We start from the raw sequence: 17,993 nt of genomic DNA on the forward strand, positions 1-17,993 counted from the left end.
GGAAATTATACGATGCCAAAACACCGCATGTGGATCGGAACGGTTTTATTGATCGCGCTTCTGCTCAGGCTTTCCGCGCTGGCGATATATGGCTTGGATCACCTCAGCCTGCATAGCGATGACGTAGGCTATACGAATGGTGCCATTCGGTTATTGGAAACGGGGATGTTAACGTACAAAGGGCCTACGGAACCGGCCCATTTCGCAACTGAACCGACTGTCAAAATTATGCCGGGTCAGCCGCTTCTGCTGGCGGCCGTTTTTTTGCTGTTCGGATCGGGAACGCTAGGAATGTACGCGGCGAAGATCGTTATGATCGGAATCGGGTTGCTTGGCATTTATGGAATCTATCTGCTGGGCCGTTATATTTGGGGAACGGCTGTTGGAGTGATCGCCGCTTTTTTGCTGGCTGTTTCCATCGAGCATATTGTAACCGACAACTTATTGCTGACAGAAACGCCGTTTTTTGCAAGCCTTGTGTTTCTGGTTTACTTCTCCGTTCGATTGGCGCGTGAACGGAAACCGGTTCATTTCTACAGCTTGCTGCTGTGTTATATGGCGGCTCTTATGTTCAAAACAACCGTCGCGCTTTATCCGGTCCTGCTTCTGATTTACTTGCTGCTGCAAAAATATCCGTTTCGCTTGCTGATGAAACAGGCGGCGATTGCGGCTGCCGTCATGCTGATGGTGCTGTCTCCCTGGTGGATTCGCAATTATGTGCATTATCATACGTTTATTCCTCTGACGGCGGGTGAGGGGAATCCTCTGCTGTTGGGTTCCTATCAGGGAAAAGGGTATCCGAATCGTCCTCCGCAGGATGAACTTATGAAGAATTTGAAAGCGGAATATGCAAACGTAACTTCCTTTGAGTTTCAGAAGATACAGGCCGAGGTTGCGAAACAGCGAATTAAATTGTGGTGGGAAACCGACCGGAATTCGTTTATTGAAAGCTATGCCTGGTTGAAACCGAAGATTTTATGGAAAGATTCGTTTTATTGGGTGGAGATCTTTCATATAAAGGAAGCGGATGTACATGCAGCGCAGTGGCGGATTGTCAAATTCGGGCTGCTGGCTTTCCTGCTTTCCTTCTTATTAAATAGGAAAGGCAGGAAAGAGTTGTTCCTGCTCTTCAGTCTGCTGGGCTATTTTACGGTGGTGTACAGCGTTTACTTTGTTTTCGGGCGGTATAACGAGCCTTTGATGCCGTTTCTCTATCTGGCAATCGGTGTGGCTCTCGTATCGATTTGGCAATCGCTGCGAACCGGACTTGCGTTCTGGCGGCAATCCCGTTCGGATACATGATTGTAAGCGAATCTTGCTTTTTGTTATTATAAATAAATGAAGATGACCGAAAGGGTCCGTGGAGGGATGCAGATGGCAGCTCCAGCAAAAATCCTTTACATAATTGGCGGCGGCGAGTTTGGCGGGGCGGAACAGCATCTTCTCGGACTGATACAATCACTGGATCGGGAGCAATGGGAACCTCATGTTATTGTGTTTTACCAGGGGGAATTAGCGGAACGGCTGCAACAACTGCAAATTCCAGTTTCGGTGATCTCGCTTCAGACAGCCCGAACCTTGTTTGGTCTGCGGGCCGTTCGTAAATTAATTGGTGCGATTCACCCGGATATTGTGCATACGCATGGAGTCCGTGCCAATTTGGCGGGACGACTTGCGAAACTGTCCTTGCCGTCCGGATTTAAACTCATCACTACCATTCACAGCGTTCTCGAACTGGACTATCCGGTGCCCTGGAAACGGGCGATTTTCGGTTTTCTTGAGAAGCGCACCTGGTTTCTGGTCGACCATTTTATTCTGGTGTCCCGCGCCATGCAGCAAACACTTTATCAGAAAGGATTGCCGCAAAACCGGACGAGTGTGATTCACAATGCGATTCGCCTGCCGGACCAGCCTCCCGCAAGACCGTCCTTTTCCCGGCTTCGCGCAGAATTGCAACTGCCACAGGACGCGGTGCTGGTCGGAACCGTGGCTCGGCTCCATAAGGTGAAAGGCCATTCCTACCTGATGCGTGCGGCGGGAATGCTGCAGAATCAGTTTCCGGATGTACACTATGTCTGGATCGGCGGCGGCGAACTGGAAGCGGAGTTAAAACAGGCGGCAATAGAGGCCGGGTTGCAGCAGCGCATTCATTTTCTTGGCGTACGCCAGGATGTAGCCGAATTGCTGCCGCAGTTCGATTTGTTTGTGCTTCCTTCCGTCTCGGAAGGATTGTCGATTGCATTATTGGAGGCTATGATGTCAGGAGTGCCCGTGATTGCCACCGCGGTGGGTGGAAATCCGGAGGTCGTAGCGGAGGGCGAAGACGGAATGCTCGTCCCGTCACAGGATGCCGATGCGCTTTGCAGCGCCATCCAGTCCGCGTTATCGACTCCCGAACAGATGAAGAGAATGGGGCAAACCGGGCAGCAAAAAGTATTTCAATACTATTCTCTCCAACGTCTTGTACAGGAAACCGAAGAAATTTATAAAAAAATGATGAATCGGGTGTAACCTTTTTATGTTTCGTTACGTCTATCATAGTGTAAAACAAACCATTACACGTTTAAAGCCATTCTGTAAGCTATAAAAACCGCAGGTATAAAACCGAGACGTTGCGCATATGGATGGCAAAGTGATGGCAAAGCAAGAAATCTTTACTACTTTACGTTTCTATTTGCAGGCAAGTATAATCGGTTCATGAGCCAAACAAAAGATTCATAGATTCGATAGACAAGTTGGAACGACCCTCATAGTTTTCCGACAAATTTCGAATCCATATAAGAGGAATTGCTTGATTTGTGTCGTATACTTAATGTGAAATTCCAGCTTCACCGACTGTAAAGGTGAATTTCACTGAAGGGAGTGATGTTGTCCTGCTTGGGCAGAGGCTCAGCGAATTGCGTGGAATTCGTCATGCGAACCTTAGGGAACGGGAATTGGGAAGGTCGCAGAATCGAAATTCAAGCATGTTGGGCAGAGACTGAGTGGGGTTGAACATATATAGGGAAAGGTTTGGCTCTGAATTACAACACACAACCTATCAGTAAGTACTAAAGGATTTAAGAGGAGGAGAAATAAGAGTTATGAAAAAGAGCACAAAACTTCTTGCGGTTCTTTCTGCAACCGCAATCGCTACTCCGGTAGCAGTTGTAGCTCCGGCTGCTTCTTCCGTATTCGCTGCTGGCGCAGGCACCATCACTGCAGTAACGGTTCCGACGATTTCGACGGAAGCTACCACTGACCAAGCTCTTGGGAAAATTAAAGTTTCGGTTGCTGCAGGTTCCTTGAAAGCGGGCAACGTGGTAACGGTTAAACTTCCGAGCGGTGTGAAACTGCCGGATAACTCAGTAGCTCCGCAATCGGTTCAATCTGGTGGTAGTTCTGCATCTGTAGGTGGTAAAACTTACAAAAACTTTGTGTCGGTTCCGACCATCATCAACAACGCAGGTGATAAGAACGGTTTTGTTGGAACCAATGATCCTACCGGCACTCCAGATCAAAACATTAGTCCGAACGCTGCCTCTAATATAAGTCCGTATACTGGGATCTTTAGTGTAAAACAATTAGGAGATGACCGCCTCCAAATTACGGTGCGCCAAGATCTTCTCTACGGCGGAAACACGGGTGCTGATGCTTCCCTCAATGGAAAAGCGGTAAGCTCTGTACAACCGTTCGACGCTGTATTCTACGTTGAACTGTACGGCGTAGACGTTACGGGTGCAAGCGGCGGTCCGTTGGATGTTGTATTTGATGCTTCTCCCAACAGCGGTTTCCCGAATGGTAAAGTAACGGCTGCGAAAATATCTAACAGCGGTACCGTTTCCGTTGCTGTAGCTGACACGCAGTCTTCGAACGACAAGTTCCAAGTTAAAATTGACCTGGCGGAAGATGTTGCAGGTGCGTTCCGAAACGGAGATACGGTTAAGTTCAAACTGCCTTCTGGCTATAAGTGGAGCTCTACTGGTAATAAGGCATCTGTATTGTACGGGGATTCGGGTGTTGTTGATGGTACAATCATCGATCCCAACACTAATAAAGTTACCGCTAATGCTTTAACCATTGTTCCGAACGATCAAGAATTGAGAGTCAGCTACAATGAGACTGCAGCCGGTACTCGTTCGCAGGCAACTCAGATTGAACTGGTACTGAACTTCTACGTGGATGACAGTAATACAGCAAAATACGGTGATATTACTGCTACTGTATCCGGTCAATCCGATACAGATGTAAGCAACATCGTAGTTGGCCGCTATGGCGATTACAATGCTACCGTAACGGCTGCTACTCCGACCAATGTAATCTCCGGTCAGGATGAGCAGGATATCGCGGATATCACTATCCAAGAAGGAATTCCGGGCGCTCTGGTTTCCGGCCGTACCGTTGAATTGACACTGCCGGAAGGTGCTAGATGGCAGCCGGAATTCAAAGCAGATACGGATGGACTCAGTTCTACTGATCCGGCAAGTGCATCCACCGATGCAACCACCACGAGTGAAAACGGGCTGCATCTCACGTTCACTGGTTACAAAGGAACGAACTACCGGACTGCTAAATTCACAGTTACCGGTGATTCTTCAAACAGCAAAGATCCGGGTAAAGTAACGATCAAGAATCAGCAAATCGCAGTTGACCCGACCTTTACCGGTGATGTTAAGGTTGAAGTTGGCGGCAGCGCATCTGTAACCGGCGAAGTAGTAGTTGCAAAAGCAGCTGGTTCTATTAAAGCTTCTTCTTCTGCAACTCCGAAAGTAAATATCGGTGCTGCTGGTCAAACAGCTGGCGACTTCACCATCACAGAACAAATCGCTGGTGGATTCAGCAAAGACAGCAAGCATGACAACAACCAAGTAATCCTTGACCTGCCGGATGGCGTAGCGTTCGACGGCAAGCCGACCATTCAAGTTACTTCTGGTGACCTGACGATCGACAACATCCAAACGGCTGCTGACAACGGAACAAGCGACAACCGTGTAACATTCGAAGTTACTGGTGAAAGCACAACTCCGTCTACGATCAAGGTTTCGAACATCAAGCTGAAAGTAGACCGTACGGTTGCTGAAGGCCCGATTACCTTGAAAGTTAAAGGTCAACCGGTTGCTTACACTTCCAAGTACTCTGACTGGACCAACGATACGACGGCAGCTAAAGCTGACATCGCTACCGTTGCTACTCCGGCAGCTTCCGATCAAAGAGGCAACGCTGTATTCAAGATCGGTGCTACTTCCTACACCGTGAATGGTTCGGAACAAACGATGGATGCAGCTCCGTACATCAAAAACGATCGTACGTACCTGCCGATCCGTTATGTAGCACAAGCTCTGGGCGTATCGTCCAGCAACATCCTGTGGAGCGACGCTGATCGTTCTGTAACGATCTTCCAAAACAACCGGGTTGTTAAAATGACGATCGACAGCAACGTCATGTATGTAAACGGCGTAGCTGTAACGATTGATGCAGCTCCGGAAATCAATAACGGTCGTACCATGCTCCCGATCCGCGCGGTTGGTCAGGCACTCGGTGCAGACATACAGTGGGATGCAACAGCTCAAACTGTAACCGTTAAGTAATTGCTCTCTCGAGTAAGAATTTGGGACCCCCGCAAGGGGGTCTCTTTTTCTAAAAAGTATGTTTCCCCACAATGGGAAAAGAATGTGGAGGGTTTCTCGTGAAGAGACAACTATCGGTCTTTTTTGCGACTTTGTTGTTGACCAGTGCAGCGAGTACCGTGTCTGCGGCGGAATCAGCAATTCAGGTAGTCATTAATGGTCAGACCCGAACATTTGATCAGCAGCCGGTGATTGTCAACGACCGGACGTTAGTGCCGATGCGGGGGATCTTTGAGGCACTTGGGGCGCAGGTCAATTGGGATGATGCCACACAAACGGTAACGGCTACAAAAGCCAATCTGCAGGTCAACCTTCAGATCAATTCGCTGGTTGCTACCAAGAACGGGACTTCTATCAATCTGGATGTTCCGCCCAAAATCATCAATGATCGAACGATGGTCCCGCTTCGTTTTGTAAGTGAATCGCTGGGTGCGAAAGTGGACTGGAACGCAAATGATCGTTCCGCCGTGATCACGTCCGATACTGCGGCTGCATCATCTGCAAACTTGACTCCAGGCTCATCTGTATCCAACTCAACAGATAGTGCATCTTCGGCGACTAACCCGGCGGGCAGTGCATCACAGTCCAACACGGCTGGGAACACTTCTGCAAGCAATACCACACAGACTGCCGCAGTTTCGAATGGTACGTCTGCCGATAGCAGCAATACGAACCAGCTGACGTATGACGCGGCGGTCACCATGGCAATGAACAGCAGTTACTCTTTGAAAAATGCCGCCAAAGATATCGAGCGTTCTAAAGAAGTGATGGACAATGTTTCGGATGATGTGAAATGGATCCCGGCATCGGGGGATAACGCGTCAGCTGCGAAATTGTATTCCTCATTCGCCACTTCTCAGACCAGTTACCTGATGTCGAAGAAAAGTTATGAAATGGCGCAGGACGCGATTGCTTATGCGGTGAAACAGGCGTATAATGGTGTCTTCCAGGCACAGGAAGCTTTAAACTTGGCACAGATCGCCTATCAAAACGCCGATCAGCAAAACCGGATCACACAAGCCAAGTTCCAACAGGGAATGGCGAGCACAAATGATCAGCTTCAGGCACAAAACAATTTTAAAAACGCCGATACTTCATTATCTGCGGCGAAAAAAGCGATGGATGACGCGTACCAAAAGCTGGATAAATTGTTGGGCCTGCCAGTTGATGCACGCCCAAGTCTGGTGGATGTACCCCAGATGACTAACAGCTCGATTGATGCAGATGTGAAAGTGAATCAGGTCATCAATGACAGTCCAAACATTTGGCAAGCGGAGCAGAATGTGAATTTGGCTCAGCTCCGGGTCGATCTGTATACGTTTAACGATCCATCTGCTGATCCGTACAAGGCCAAAGAGATCGATGTGGAAAAAGCGAAGCTTTCGGTCGGTCAACTGAAAGATCAGTTGGAAAAAACAGTTCGTTCTCTCTACAACGCGATTAAGCAAGAGGAAGACCAATATAAAGGGTTGCAAAGCAAACTGCAGGCTGCCGAAGACAACCTTCGCGTTGCGAAAGTGAAGTATGATAACGGAACGGGTATCCAGGCTGATGTGGTAGCCGCACAATTGGCTGTTGAACAGATCAAACAACAGATGCTCAGCTTGGCTGCACAGCATGACAACAACCTGATGGCATTTGATAAGCCCTGGGCTGCATCAGGCGGCGGTCAATAGATAGATCCGAAGCGTGTAAGAGGCTGTCCCAAAAAGTGAACTGGCACCCCGTCAAGTAGACAGTACAAATAATAAAAATCAGTTAGGCGGTCTTGGTCCTAAATTCGATTGGACTAAGACCGTTTCGTTTTGCCTGTCATCGCTCGTGGCATCTTTATACTGACGTTTGGTTTCTTCATCCTCTTTGGTACGGCCCCGACATGGGAAAGGCTATCTGATGGAACTTCTCATCCAGCTTTTGATCATACTTTAGGGTAGATCTCTTCCGGACAAAGGTATATTTATTGGCGTTGTCTTCAAGCTTCACTAATCCTTCTTCGTGAAGGAGGATTCGACACATGAACAGTCGTTTTTTTCATACTCTAAGTCGCCCGATAAGGCGGACAGGATCGGGGCGATTACGTGTCCACAAGTTGCTTAAACGTATAAAACCGTTAAAATGTTGTCTCTGCCCGTATATAAAACTGGAGGTAAGTCAATTATATTAGGTAAGACGAAATAAAATGTTTTACATATTGTATAAAGTAAGATAAAATTGAAAGAGGGGGAGTTGGGGGATGACGATGAGGAATATGAAAGAGGGATTGAAACCCGTAAATCAGAAGGGGAACTGCTTTAGTCCCTTCGAGCATGTGTCATTCGGAGGGAGTAAAAATATGTCGGTCACTACTAAAGTTTCATCGAAAGGGCAGGTTGTTATCCCTGCAGAAATTCGAAAGGCCATTAAGGTGGAGGAGGGCGATAGTCTCGCATTTGAGGTAATTGACCAGGGCACTTTACGTGTTCGGGTGATAAGAACTAAGCCTTTAATGTCATTGTTTGGAGCTTTGTCGGCACGTCCAAATCAACCAGAAATGGACTTTCAAGAGATTCGCAGGCAAGCCCGTTATTCGATGACAGAGAAGAGATTCTCTAAAGGAGAAGGTTTATAATTGGCGCATAAAGTATGGGTTGATACAAATGTAATTATTAGCTTTTTAACTAAAGACTCCAATGGCATCGAAGCGGCTCAGCTGATGGAAAAAGTCCAAAGTGGTGAAGTTACTTTAAAAGTACCGTCAATTGTTATTGCTGAGTGTTGTTGGGTTTTAGAAGGGCCTCGTTTTGGATATACACCATCTGACATTGCTACTACTTTGACACATCTTATTTATGCGGATGGCATTGAAGTAGACGAGAAAAGTGTCATTTTAGAGTCCTTACAGAATTATGCAGCACATGGGATTGATTTTACTGATGCTTATATGGCAGCGCACAGCCGTGCGAATCCGCCAGATCACGTTGCAACCTTCAATATAAAGGATTTTCAAAAATTAGGTATAACAGTAAGTCGTCCTAAAGATATTTAATGATGGGGATGATGGACATGCAGGACTCAAACACCCTACTTCAACCCGTACAATATGCGATTCAGGATCACAACTATTTGCTCGCGGAACGATTGGCATCCGATATTGTAAGAAGATACCCGCTATTTGAGGAAGCCTGGATCTTGTTGGGGGATTCTCTTTATTATCAAGGGTGCGGGTTGATGGCTCATAAAGTGTATACGCGTGCTTGTTTATTCCATCCACAAGCAACATGGATCGATCAGAAATTAAAATCGCTTGAGAGCGTGCCGAAAGGAATCATAAAAGAAGAGGTCGAGGACTTGCTCAAGGTTCGCAACAAGACTTCAGTTGGTGCGGCTATCCTAGCTAAAAACGAAGAAAGCTGTATTGGCAGATGTTTGGAAAGCTTGGTTCATGCGGTGGATGAGATCCTGGTTGTCGATACAGGGTCAACGGACCGGACAATCGAAATTGCGAAATCGTTTCCGAAAACAACAGTGGTTCATTTTGCATGGTGTGATGACTTTTCAGCAGCACGCAATTTTGGCATGTCACAAATGGAGAGCGATTGGGTTTTGTGGGTGGATGCGGATAAACATTTGCACCCGGATGATGTCCCTCTTCTTCACTATACCGCTTCCTTATTGGCTGACTATGAGCCGCACCCTCTTTTGCATATCATGATGCTAAATCAAATGGGGGATCGGATTTCCATCAATTATGGATTACCTCGGTTCTTTCCCATAAGAGGCCATTTACGGTATTATGGGAGAATCCATGAACAACTGGGTCCCATCCGGGGGAACCGGTATACGGACCTCGGGACACATGATTTTTTTGTGCGGATTCGATTGTTTCATGACGGATATGATCCTCAAAAAACGAATATGGAGAGAAAATTACGACGGAATATCGAACTTTTGGAGAACATGACTCAGGATGAGCCAGATGATCCGACCTGGTGGTTGTATCTTGGGCGTGAATCGCTAAACAAAGGAGATTTGGATAAGGGAATACAAGCCTTACGGAAAGCGGAAGAGAAGGCGAAAACGTTTCGGGGATTTGGGTCTCTTATCGAGGTTCTAAATTTGTTAGTGTCCGCCTATCTGGCAAAAGGTGAATTGTCGGAAGCGGAAAAGGTATGTGACCGAATGGTGGAAGCGAATCCGACATTCCCTGACAGTTATTACTATTTGGGGTATATTCAAATTCAAAAGGGAAGACAATTCTATAAAGAAGTCGAAGAAAATTTAAAGAAATCGAAAGCGTTATTTGCAGAATATCGGGGTTTGGTTTCCCCTAACAGTGACATTGTAAAGTGGAAAGCCGATCTCCTTCTGGCGGATCTTTATCGTTTGTCGGGAGAGACAGATAAAGCGAAAAAGCATTACCTTCAAGTTTTGGCTGCTTGTCCAGCCTCATATAAACAAAGGATTGAAAAGATCGTAAGCAAGCTTTGAATATGGAAATTGGATGCGGTGTATACAATCTAAGTTTGCCAATAACAGCAGATTTGCCGATCTGCTGTTTTGTTTGGATGATCGATACTGTATAGAGAGGAACAAGTTTCTATCGATTTTTGTCGGGGAGGTTGTTACAATTGAGGATAGTTATGTAGAACCATAATAGAGAAGAAATAATGGAGGAAACAGATCGATGACACAATTGACCGGAGTGATAGGGGCGCGTGTCAACATAGAGACGGCACAAGCCTATCGAACAAATAAACTGTTTTACTTGCTGATGACAATCCTGTTTGTGGGTTTTTCATTCAAGAACGGGTTGTTTTTCAACCCGTCGTTTATGATCTCCTCACTGTATGTCAGCGCAGTTTCGATTGTAGTCTTGGCATGGCTGCGCATGTCGAGAGCGCAGGTAAGCGGCTGGCAAATGACCGACCTGTTTGTCGGCGGGTATTTTTTAATGGTGCTGTTGACCACATTTACCCCTGCCAATCAGGAATACGCAGTAACGGGACTGATCCGTCAGTTTGATTATACGCTGGTTTATCTGATCGTGCGGGTGATTACAAGCATTGACCGAAACAGGCAATCGCTGTTAAACGGATTGCTGTTGTCAGGTGTGGTATTCAGCCTCTACGGTCTGGCGAACGGATTTGGTACCTTGAATGTGAACGGCACCATTTTTGATGAAAACTTGCGGCGGTTAGCGTCAAACTTTGAATATCCAAACGCGTTCGCTATTTATCAGGCGGTATTGTTTGTCATTGCCGTTGCCGCCTCCACCGTCGAAACGGGAAAAATTATGAAACGGATCTATCCGGCAGTTGCCTACCTTCTCCTTTCGTCTGTTATATTGACATATTCACGCGGTACATGGCTCGTACTTGCCGGAATGGTCCTGTTGTTATTCCTGATTTATCCGAAAGGAACAAGACGTCGAGTTGTGATTCAAACAGCGGTTCCATTGGTTGGATTGGCAGCTACTATCGCCTTTCTTTCAAAAGCGGTATTGCAGAAGCAATCGGTCTTTGGATGGGAAATTACAATGTCCGGAACTATTCTTGCTGTTTTGGTGTCTTGGCTGTTTGAAGCGGCAATACGTAAATTGACGAACCGACTCAATAAGAAGCAGCGTGTAACAGTGGCAGCAGTAGTTGGATTGGTGGCTGTTTTGGCGGTTGCCGGAGTCGTTCTGAAAGTGGGACTTCCGCAAAATCTGGCAGAACGTATTTCGTCCATTAACTTGCAGCAGTTTTCAGTTGTGCAGCGCTTTCTCTTTTACAAAGACGGCTTAAAAGTGCTGCATGATTTCCCGGTTTTGGGAGCCGGATGGGATGCATGGAAGGCCATCCATCTCCGCTACCAGTCCTATCCCTATATCAGTAACGAGTCGCACAGTTACCTGATCGATATTATTATGAGTGTAGGGGTGCTGGGAACATTAGTCTGGTTGACGATGATCGGTATGGCGATTTGGCAGGGGATTAAATCCTTGCGCATGTTCGATTTTAAAAACCGGGTTATGCAGAGTGCGATCTTCTGTGGATTAGTTGGGTTGCTGGGGCACTCTTTGATTGACTTTGATATGTCCTATGGAACGAACAATTATTTAATGTGGGCTTTGTTGGGGATGTTGGTTCCGCCGTTTACAGTTAAATTTCCAAGCATTCTTACGCGGAATGTAGAAATATCCTCCTCACAAACAACTTGGAATTACGGAGGAGTTGTCGTAGCGGTAATCGGTGCTGTAATAGCTGGCGGGTTCCTGCTGTCCGATCGTGAGATGGCGATAGCGAATGCAGCCAAAACACCGGATGTCGGTCTGAAGGCGGCGCAAAACGCTACCATTTTTGCACCATACCGTCCAGCAGCGTATTTGAAGCTGGCAGATTTTCAGACGCAGCTTTATAAAGACAATCAGGATCAAAAGCTCGCTGCACAGATTAAGGAAAACGTGGATAGCGCGGTGGCGAAAGCCCCGTACCAGCCGGATAATCTGGTTAGAGCCTCCGATTATTACACACGGTTCGGGGATCCAGTGAAAGCGGTCGATTTGGCAAAACAAGCGTGGGAAAATGACCCCTATGCCATGGACTTCGCACAAAATTATATGCGCGTGGCAGGCAGTCATGGTGCAGAGGAGTACAGTAAAGACAAAGGAAAGTCAAAACAGTTTTTTGCTGACATTATTAGTACGTACCAGAATATTGAGCAGCGTATCGCTGATTTCAAGAATTTGCCGTCTGTACTGAAACCGGAATACGATTACAGCATTACTCCGGAAATGAAGCTGTATTACGGGGAAGCCAACGTGTACCTCGGAAAGTATGAGGAAGCGAAGAAGGTTCTCGAACCTTTGTTGACTGCGGCACAGCAGCAGGATCAAAATCGTGCGAAAGTGATGTTGGCAGCTATCCAGAAGAGACAAGGGCAGTCGGTTGACTTGAACCTGTTGGCGCCGACTCTGACGGATCCAAAGCTGAAACAATATTTCGAGGGACTCGCGAAACTGGAACCGTTGCAATAAAACTATACAAGACGAAAGGGGCCTGTCCAAGGTGAATGGACAAGCCCCTTTTTCCATATAAACTCATGAACGATTTCGATAAATCTCCATATTCGCCAAGTCAATTATGAACCGTCCACTTAAGAGAATGTCTAATCCGATCAGTCCGTCAATGTCAGAATCCAAAAGCCCAAAATCCACATACATTTCATTAATCTCAAAACTTCCGAAACGAACCCCATCAACTTTCTTACGGAGAGAACGTTGTTTTCCACCGATTCCACGCATTACTACGATTTTATCATCCTTTTCAGGACCAATGTTCAGCTCTTCTACAGCATCTGCGGAAATGATCGATTTTGTGGCTCGGTGTCGATAACGACATTCTCCAGTGTTTTAAATTTTCCTTGGTGCATGAGGGTGATAGAAGTAAATAAGAGTCCATCAATGAACTCAATTACCATTGGCGTGCCTCCTGATGGAAGGCTTTGTCCTAACTTCCATTACAATCTGTTCTTTAGATGTGTGATACACAAATCGATCACCTTTAGCAATCATGAGTTCTCTCATGGCTTCTTTTGAATCCGGGATCGGTTTGATTACGGAAACCTCTTCAACATATATCTTGTCATTTTTTTCGTATGATTTTAATTCTTCCACAAGTACCCATTGATCCGGATACAGTTTGCAAACTTCGGACCACTGCATATCTGGACTCCCCTTTCAAGGTTCCTCATTCTAATTTTGAAACAAGAGCGCATGATATTCTATAGCAGGCAGTTAAAATACGTTATCGGAAAATAGCCAAACAATAACGATAAGGGACCTTGTTAAATTTATTGATTTATGTGGAGTTTTTGAATCTCCGTCAGTGCTCTGTTTATTCTCATTATAAAATGCTATAATTAACAAAGAAACAAGGAAACACAGAAATTATGAAGACAAAGAATACTTTTTTCCGGGAGGGAATATACTATGGGTACCCAAATTGTAAAAAGAGAGGGAATCCATACAATGGACTTCGAAACAAAAAGAATTAGTGTGTCCGCTAAGAGACAGATCACTATACCGCAAAAGTTCTTTGAAAAATTGGGAATTGGTAGTGAAGTAGATTGTTTTATTCGCGGCGACGAGCTGGTAATTCGCCCAATCCGGACTAATGAGTTTGCTGAAGAAATTTTAAAGGATCTGGTGAATCAAGGATTTCAAGGACAAGAACTTGTCCAAGAGTTTATCAAGATGAGTTCTAAGGTTCGTCCCGCTGTTGTCCGGATGATTGAAGAAGCCGACCGTATTGCACAAAAGACGTCAGGAACCGGAACTGAAAAGACGCGAGAGATCTTTGGTGATGTCATGGAGGATTGAGTGTGTTACGAGTCGACTATTTGCCCCCAGCCGAAAAATACTTCAAAAAATTAAAAGACAAGCAGCTCAAAAAGAAATACTTCGAAGCCATCCGGGAGATCTGTTCGGATCCGACCGTAGGAGATGCCAAAACAGGTGAGTTGGCCGGGATCTATTCCTATGACATTTACCACCAAAAGACGAACTATGAACTGGCTTACCGATTGACGGAGAATGACGAGGGTGAAATTGTCGTGGTAATGATGGCCGGAACTCGGGAAAACTTTTACAAGGAACTTAAACGGTACATGAAGTGAACCAGGTACTATCAAATTCGCGATAAGTTAAAGGTAGGGCCTATTTTAGGAGTGTACCTAATTTGAGGAGTGCATCGGTAATCGTTTCAGGAGGTACTTTACAAACAAATTGTGCTTGTCTTACTCTCCAATTCAAATTTTTAATTTGGTCAACAAGGATACCACCGGTGACTGGCAAGTCAGTGGGTAGGATCACTTCAAAAGGATAGCCTTTTATTTGATTCGTTATTGGGCAGACAATGGCTAGTCCGACTTTTTGGTTATATCCTATGGGGGAAACCACCAAAGCCGGTCGCCTTCCAGCCTGTTCATGCCCGGCTTGGGGGTTAAACTGAAGCCAAATGATATCTCCCCGCTCTGGTATATACGCATGTGGTGTACTGCTTACCATATCTCGTTACCTATCGGATCTGATGTATTTACTTCGTCATGCAAATTTTCAGGGGTAATTTGCGCCAAAAGTTCTTCTAACGTATAGGTTTGGCGACGAATAATGATCATGTCATCTTTGATTTGAATTTCTATGGGTGTCCCGTTCTCGATGTGAGCCTGTTCCGCCATCGATGCAGGGATGCGAATCCCTAAGCTATTACCCCATTTTGTTACATAGGTTTGCATTCTACTCACCTCTTTGTTTATACATAGTATATACCAAAAGTTTTTTTTCGTCACTCACGCCCGATAATCCTCATTCTTATAATCGGAAGGCGTTTTCCCGGAAGGAGAAAAACGACCGAACAACCGATCCCAAATCTTCAGCAGAAACCGGACTACAGGCTGCAGACGCTCCTGTTGCCAAGAGACGAGCAGATTGGCGATAGCCGCTGTTCCAACACCGCCCAGCACATCGGTCGGGTAGTGGGCGCCAACGTAAATGCGAGACAGTCCGAGCAGCACGGCCAGCACAAGCAGCGGTTTTGCGAAACGGTTACGTAACCGCAACAGGGCGAACGCCAGGGCGAAGGCGCCAGCCGAGTGATCGCTGGGAAACGAGAAGTCCGCACTGTGGCTTACAAGCAGATTGACAGTATGATTGACGAAAGGCCGAGGACGAGAATAGATGCTTCCAATCAACTGGTTTATGGCAAGAGCCACTAAGGCAGCCAAAACGGCCAGTATCGCAGTCTTGCGGTTGTTGATCAGGTTTCCCTTTCTGCTGAACCAGATCCATACCAGAAGCAAACCGAATAGTGTCGGCCCATACGTTGTAAAAAGGGCAACCAACCGATCCAACGCGTGGTTATGGCCAGCTATCCCATTTATCATTTGAAAAAGTTGAAAATCGAAGTTCATTAGATTCACCTGTTTCCCGTAAGGTTATTTGACCCAATTTGACGCAAACGACGAAAGATTTCCAGCAGTATCAAGTTAAAAAGCAACCAGGTACCGCCAAGCACCATTCCTGCTGCGATGTCACTAGGCAGTTGAATGTTCAGGAAGATGCGGCTGATGGCGGTCAACAGCAGGATCACGAGCAAGGCAAGGGATGCGATTGGACGAATCCATTTTGGCCGGGAGTGCCGCATCAGAAGGAATACGGCCGATCCATAAACGTAGAGTGCAACCATCGATTGTTCGGAAGGAATGCCCCATTCGGGTGGCGCAAGTCCGGAAGGGCTCCCGACCCGATGGAAAAATCGATGAAAGCTTTCTTCCAGAAGTTCGCCTGCCACAATCGTAAACAACAGAAAGCCGGTCTCCAGAACACGATCCGAACCTTTCACGACAATCCAGACCCATGCAAGAGCGGTCACCCCTACCAGTGCGGGCACAGAGGCCAGCCGGGTGAAAAAGGTCATTGATTCAGTCCATTCAGGTCCGAATAAGGCGGATACCACGTATCGCACAATCGTGTCGAAGCGGATCAAATCCTTTTCCAGATACTCTGTCATAAAGCCGATCATAAGGCCTGACAGTACGATGAAAAGAAGACCCAGCCCCAGTAGGAGGGCTTCCAGTTTACCAAGTGACTGCAGGGCCTTAAGAGCTTTTTCAAGTATCTGGCCGATTTTGGCATAAATCTGTTGCTTATAGCTGCGGTAAAGAAGAAACAAAAGCAAAGCGACAACCAGTACAGCGCCGCCAATCACCAGGTAATGGGAAACGGCTCCTTCAAACTCCTGCCATTTTGGACCCAGCGTCCTTCCTAACAGGATAAATGTACTCGTCCAGATAAGGGCCCCGAGATAGGAATATAAAGCGAACGCAGGGTAGGGGATGCGGGTAATTCCGCTGAAATAACCTGTAAAATGGCGGACGCCCGGAATAAAATAAGCGAACAGCAGCAGTTTATTCCCGTATCGTTCAAACCAGCGGGATGTCATATCCAATCTTTCGGGTGACAAATGTATTCGAGGACCGTATTTGCGGAAAAACGGATACCCCAATTTGGCGCCAAGCAGATAGGATAGTGTAATACCCACGGCCACTCCGCCGGTTGCTGACAGGATACTGCCATACAAATTCAATTGGCCGCTGAATACCAGAAATCCGCAGTAACTCATCAGGACTTCTCCCGGCAGCGGAAGAGCCAACAGTTCCAGCAGCAAAGATACAAAAAGCACAATATAGCCGTATTGATCGAGTATATGCCGTATCAGGTGGAACATAGGACCTCCTGCAGAACCTATTTACGACAATAATACACGAAAGCAGGCGGAAAATTAAAAGGCACAAAGCCGATTTTGACAGAACGAAACGTTTCGGACAATTGCTGTTTCATTTGAAGGGAATATTGAAACGTAATAAACTGTCCGCCGGAACTTAGATTGGATTTGACTTGCTGCAGGATTTCAGCCCGTTTCTGTTGTGTAAAATTGGCAAACGGGAGTCCCGATACTATGCAATCGACAGATTTCAAATGGAATTCGTCCAGCGCGTGGGACAGATTGACTGCTTCTTTAAAGTAATTTTCTGCGGGATACTGAAATTGAAGTCGTGCGCGCATATCGTCATCCCTTTCAAAAATAAGGGATATGCAGCTTGATCTTCTTCTTTCCGCAATACAACGGGTAAAAGCGCCCGTGCCCGCACCCAGTTCCGCAATCGAATAGATCTCGTCCCAGTTGATGGGGGCCAGAACGGCGTTGGCCAAAAACCGGGAACTGGGCACCAAGCTGCCCACCGTACGTGGGGAACGGACAAATTTGGAAAGAAACAGCAGTTTATCGAATGAATAGTCAAGGGCGGAGAGTTTCATTTTTACAGCGTCTCCTTTCCCGATCGTGCAAGGGAGCCCCTCCTGAGGATGGGGCTCTGCCACATTGGGGGTTAGGGATATTGTGTACAATTTCTATTATGCCCATTGTATCTGAAAAGACAGGGAAAGAAAAATGAGAATTGGATGAGAAAGATAGAAAGGCCTCCTTAGGAGGCCCATAGAAATTACTGGTTGTTTGATGCATCGTCCGGCTGTTCGCCGTCCGACTGATTATCAGTACTTTGCTGTTGTGTAATTGCAGTAGCCGGTTGAGCCTGGGTTTGTTCGGTCTGATCATTTACTTCTTGATCCTGGGCGTTATTGTCCGCTGTTGCCTGGTCGTCAGCCGTTTCTTGGTCTGCGTCTTGGGCTTGTACCGCATTTGTGCCAGTTGTTTGCGCGTGTGCAAGCGTAAGCGCTCCGGCAATCCCGCTCCCTACCAGAGTGAGTGCGAATGCAGGTGCCATCCATGCTTTTTTCATTTGTACTTCCTCCTTTTGTATTTTGCCTTACATTTTGTATTGTGCATGATTAACATGAAATGGAACGGA

General features: G+C 46.5%; 18 protein-coding genes. 10 read left to right on the forward strand and 8 right to left on the reverse strand.

Translation table 11 applies throughout. From position 1 onward, the window contains the following. Positions 1–12 precede the first annotated feature (12 nt). From skT53_RS14060 to skT53_RS14095, 8 genes are all read left to right on the forward strand, one after another. Complete coding sequence (locus tag skT53_RS14060) at positions 13–1,302, forward strand: ArnT family glycosyltransferase (RefSeq protein WP_200758086.1); 1,290 nt, start codon at positions 13–15, stop codon at positions 1,300–1,302. Between the two features lie 72 nt (positions 1,303–1,374). Continuing rightward, entirely contained in the window at positions 1,375–2,511 is a 1,137-nt protein-coding gene (locus skT53_RS14065; RefSeq protein ID WP_200758088.1) for a glycosyltransferase, read from the forward strand. 572 nt (positions 2,512–3,083) lie between these two features. Beyond that, the gene (locus tag skT53_RS14070) at positions 3,084–5,567 is read left to right on the forward strand and encodes a copper amine oxidase N-terminal domain-containing protein (RefSeq protein WP_200758090.1); all 2,484 of its coding nucleotides are present in this window, start codon (positions 3,084–3,086) and stop codon (positions 5,565–5,567) included. A gap of 98 nt (positions 5,568–5,665) precedes the next feature. Continuing rightward, positions 5,666–7,282, forward strand: coding sequence for a stalk domain-containing protein (locus skT53_RS14075; RefSeq protein WP_200758092.1), 1,617 nt, complete (start codon positions 5,666–5,668; stop codon positions 7,280–7,282). A gap of 557 nt (positions 7,283–7,839) precedes the next feature. Continuing rightward, positions 7,840–8,214 (forward strand): AbrB/MazE/SpoVT family DNA-binding domain-containing protein, encoded by a 375-nt coding sequence (locus skT53_RS14080; RefSeq protein WP_200758094.1) that lies wholly within the window; start codon positions 7,840–7,842, stop codon positions 8,212–8,214. Beyond that, positions 8,215–8,631 carry a type II toxin-antitoxin system VapC family toxin gene (locus tag skT53_RS14085; protein WP_200758104.1) on the forward strand — a complete coding sequence of 139 codons (417 nt, stop codon included), beginning with the start codon at positions 8,215–8,217 and terminating at the stop codon, positions 8,629–8,631. Between the two features lie 17 nt (positions 8,632–8,648). Then, a complete protein-coding gene (locus skT53_RS14090; protein ID WP_200758106.1) occupies positions 8,649–10,073 on the forward strand; it encodes a glycosyltransferase in 1,425 nt (474 codons plus the stop codon). Positions 10,074–10,269: 196 nt separating this feature from the next. Then, positions 10,270–12,603 (forward strand): O-antigen ligase family protein, encoded by a 2,334-nt coding sequence (locus tag skT53_RS14095; RefSeq protein WP_200758109.1) that lies wholly within the window; start codon positions 10,270–10,272, stop codon positions 12,601–12,603. A gap of 63 nt (positions 12,604–12,666) precedes the next feature. On the opposite strand, the gene skT53_RS14100 is transcribed toward skT53_RS14095, so the two are convergent. Beyond that, complete coding sequence (locus tag skT53_RS14100; RefSeq protein ID WP_200760995.1) at positions 12,667–12,936, reverse strand: retropepsin-like aspartic protease; 270 nt, start codon at positions 12,934–12,936, stop codon at positions 12,667–12,669. A 99-nt stretch (positions 12,937–13,035) separates the two neighbouring features. Continuing rightward, a complete protein-coding gene (locus skT53_RS14105; protein ID WP_200758111.1) occupies positions 13,036–13,290 on the reverse strand; it encodes a hypothetical protein in 255 nt (84 codons plus the stop codon). 267 nt (positions 13,291–13,557) lie between these two features. Here skT53_RS14105 and skT53_RS14110 point away from each other — a divergent pair, with 267 nt between their 5' ends. Beyond that, complete coding sequence (locus skT53_RS14110; RefSeq protein ID WP_200758113.1) at positions 13,558–13,947, forward strand: AbrB/MazE/SpoVT family DNA-binding domain-containing protein; 390 nt, start codon at positions 13,558–13,560, stop codon at positions 13,945–13,947. A 2-nt stretch (positions 13,948–13,949) separates the two neighbouring features. Next, positions 13,950–14,243: a type II toxin-antitoxin system RelE/ParE family toxin gene (locus skT53_RS14115; protein WP_318978560.1), complete on the forward strand. Its 294-nt coding sequence runs from the start codon at positions 13,950–13,952 to the stop codon at positions 14,241–14,243. Positions 14,244–14,283: 40 nt separating this feature from the next. Here the strand turns inward: skT53_RS14115 and mazF are convergent, their stop codons facing one another. The 6 genes from mazF to skT53_RS14145 form a co-directional block, all read right to left on the reverse strand. Further along, on the reverse strand, positions 14,284–14,634 hold the full coding sequence (gene mazF, locus skT53_RS14120; protein WP_200758117.1) for an endoribonuclease MazF: 351 nt from the start codon (positions 14,632–14,634) through the stop codon (positions 14,284–14,286). Next, complete coding sequence (locus skT53_RS14125; protein ID WP_200758125.1) at positions 14,628–14,861, reverse strand: AbrB/MazE/SpoVT family DNA-binding domain-containing protein; 234 nt, start codon at positions 14,859–14,861, stop codon at positions 14,628–14,630. The genes mazF and skT53_RS14125 overlap by 7 nt, the downstream gene beginning before the upstream one ends. 54 nt (positions 14,862–14,915) lie before the next feature. Continuing rightward, positions 14,916–15,536, reverse strand: a complete 621-nt coding sequence (locus tag skT53_RS14130; protein ID WP_200758131.1) for a phosphatase PAP2 family protein — start codon at positions 15,534–15,536, stop codon at positions 14,916–14,918. 5 nt (positions 15,537–15,541) lie between these two features. Next, positions 15,542–16,852, reverse strand: a complete 1,311-nt coding sequence (locus skT53_RS14135; protein ID WP_200758139.1) for a VTT domain-containing protein — start codon at positions 16,850–16,852, stop codon at positions 15,542–15,544. 17 nt (positions 16,853–16,869) lie between these two features. Beyond that, positions 16,870–17,442, reverse strand: coding sequence for a class I SAM-dependent methyltransferase (locus skT53_RS14140; RefSeq protein ID WP_200758141.1), 573 nt, complete (start codon positions 17,440–17,442; stop codon positions 16,870–16,872). 185 nt (positions 17,443–17,627) lie between these two features. After that, positions 17,628–17,924, reverse strand: coding sequence for a hypothetical protein (locus skT53_RS14145; RefSeq protein WP_200758143.1), 297 nt, complete (start codon positions 17,922–17,924; stop codon positions 17,628–17,630). Positions 17,925–17,993: the final 69 nt, after the last annotated feature.

This window comes from Effusibacillus dendaii, from assembly GCF_015097055.1.
Lineage (GTDB): Bacteria > Bacillota > Bacilli > Tumebacillales > Effusibacillaceae > Effusibacillus > Effusibacillus dendaii.

Excerpts from the sequence above, each read along its gene's own strand:
- skT53_RS14060 (WP_200758086.1), top strand. The coding sequence starts at position 13 with ATGCCAAAACACCGCATGTGGATCGGAACGGTTTTATTGATCGCGCTT.
- skT53_RS14065 (WP_200758088.1), top strand. The coding sequence starts at position 1,375 with ATGGCAGCTCCAGCAAAAATCCTTTACATAATTGGCGGCGGCGAGTTT.
- skT53_RS14070 (WP_200758090.1), top strand. The coding sequence starts at position 3,084 with ATGAAAAAGAGCACAAAACTTCTTGCGGTTCTTTCTGCAACCGCAATC.
- skT53_RS14080 (WP_200758094.1), top strand. The coding sequence starts at position 7,840 with ATGACGATGAGGAATATGAAAGAGGGATTGAAACCCGTAAATCAGAAG.
- skT53_RS14090 (WP_200758106.1), top strand. The coding sequence starts at position 8,649 with ATGCAGGACTCAAACACCCTACTTCAACCCGTACAATATGCGATTCAG.
- skT53_RS14095 (WP_200758109.1), top strand. The coding sequence starts at position 10,270 with ATGACACAATTGACCGGAGTGATAGGGGCGCGTGTCAACATAGAGACG.
- skT53_RS14105 (WP_200758111.1), bottom strand. The coding sequence starts at position 13,290 with ATGCAGTGGTCCGAAGTTTGCAAACTGTATCCGGATCAATGGGTACTT.
- skT53_RS14110 (WP_200758113.1), top strand. The coding sequence starts at position 13,558 with ATGGGTACCCAAATTGTAAAAAGAGAGGGAATCCATACAATGGACTTC.
- mazF (WP_200758117.1), bottom strand. The coding sequence starts at position 14,634 with ATGGTAAGCAGTACACCACATGCGTATATACCAGAGCGGGGAGATATC.
- skT53_RS14125 (WP_200758125.1), bottom strand. The coding sequence starts at position 14,861 with ATGCAAACCTATGTAACAAAATGGGGTAATAGCTTAGGGATTCGCATC.
- skT53_RS14130 (WP_200758131.1), bottom strand. The coding sequence starts at position 15,536 with ATGAACTTCGATTTTCAACTTTTTCAAATGATAAATGGGATAGCTGGC.
- skT53_RS14135 (WP_200758139.1), bottom strand. The coding sequence starts at position 16,852 with ATGTTCCACCTGATACGGCATATACTCGATCAATACGGCTATATTGTG.
- skT53_RS14140 (WP_200758141.1), bottom strand. The coding sequence starts at position 17,442 with ATGAAACTCTCCGCCCTTGACTATTCATTCGATAAACTGCTGTTTCTT.
- skT53_RS14145 (WP_200758143.1), bottom strand. The coding sequence starts at position 17,924 with ATGAAAAAAGCATGGATGGCACCTGCATTCGCACTCACTCTGGTAGGG.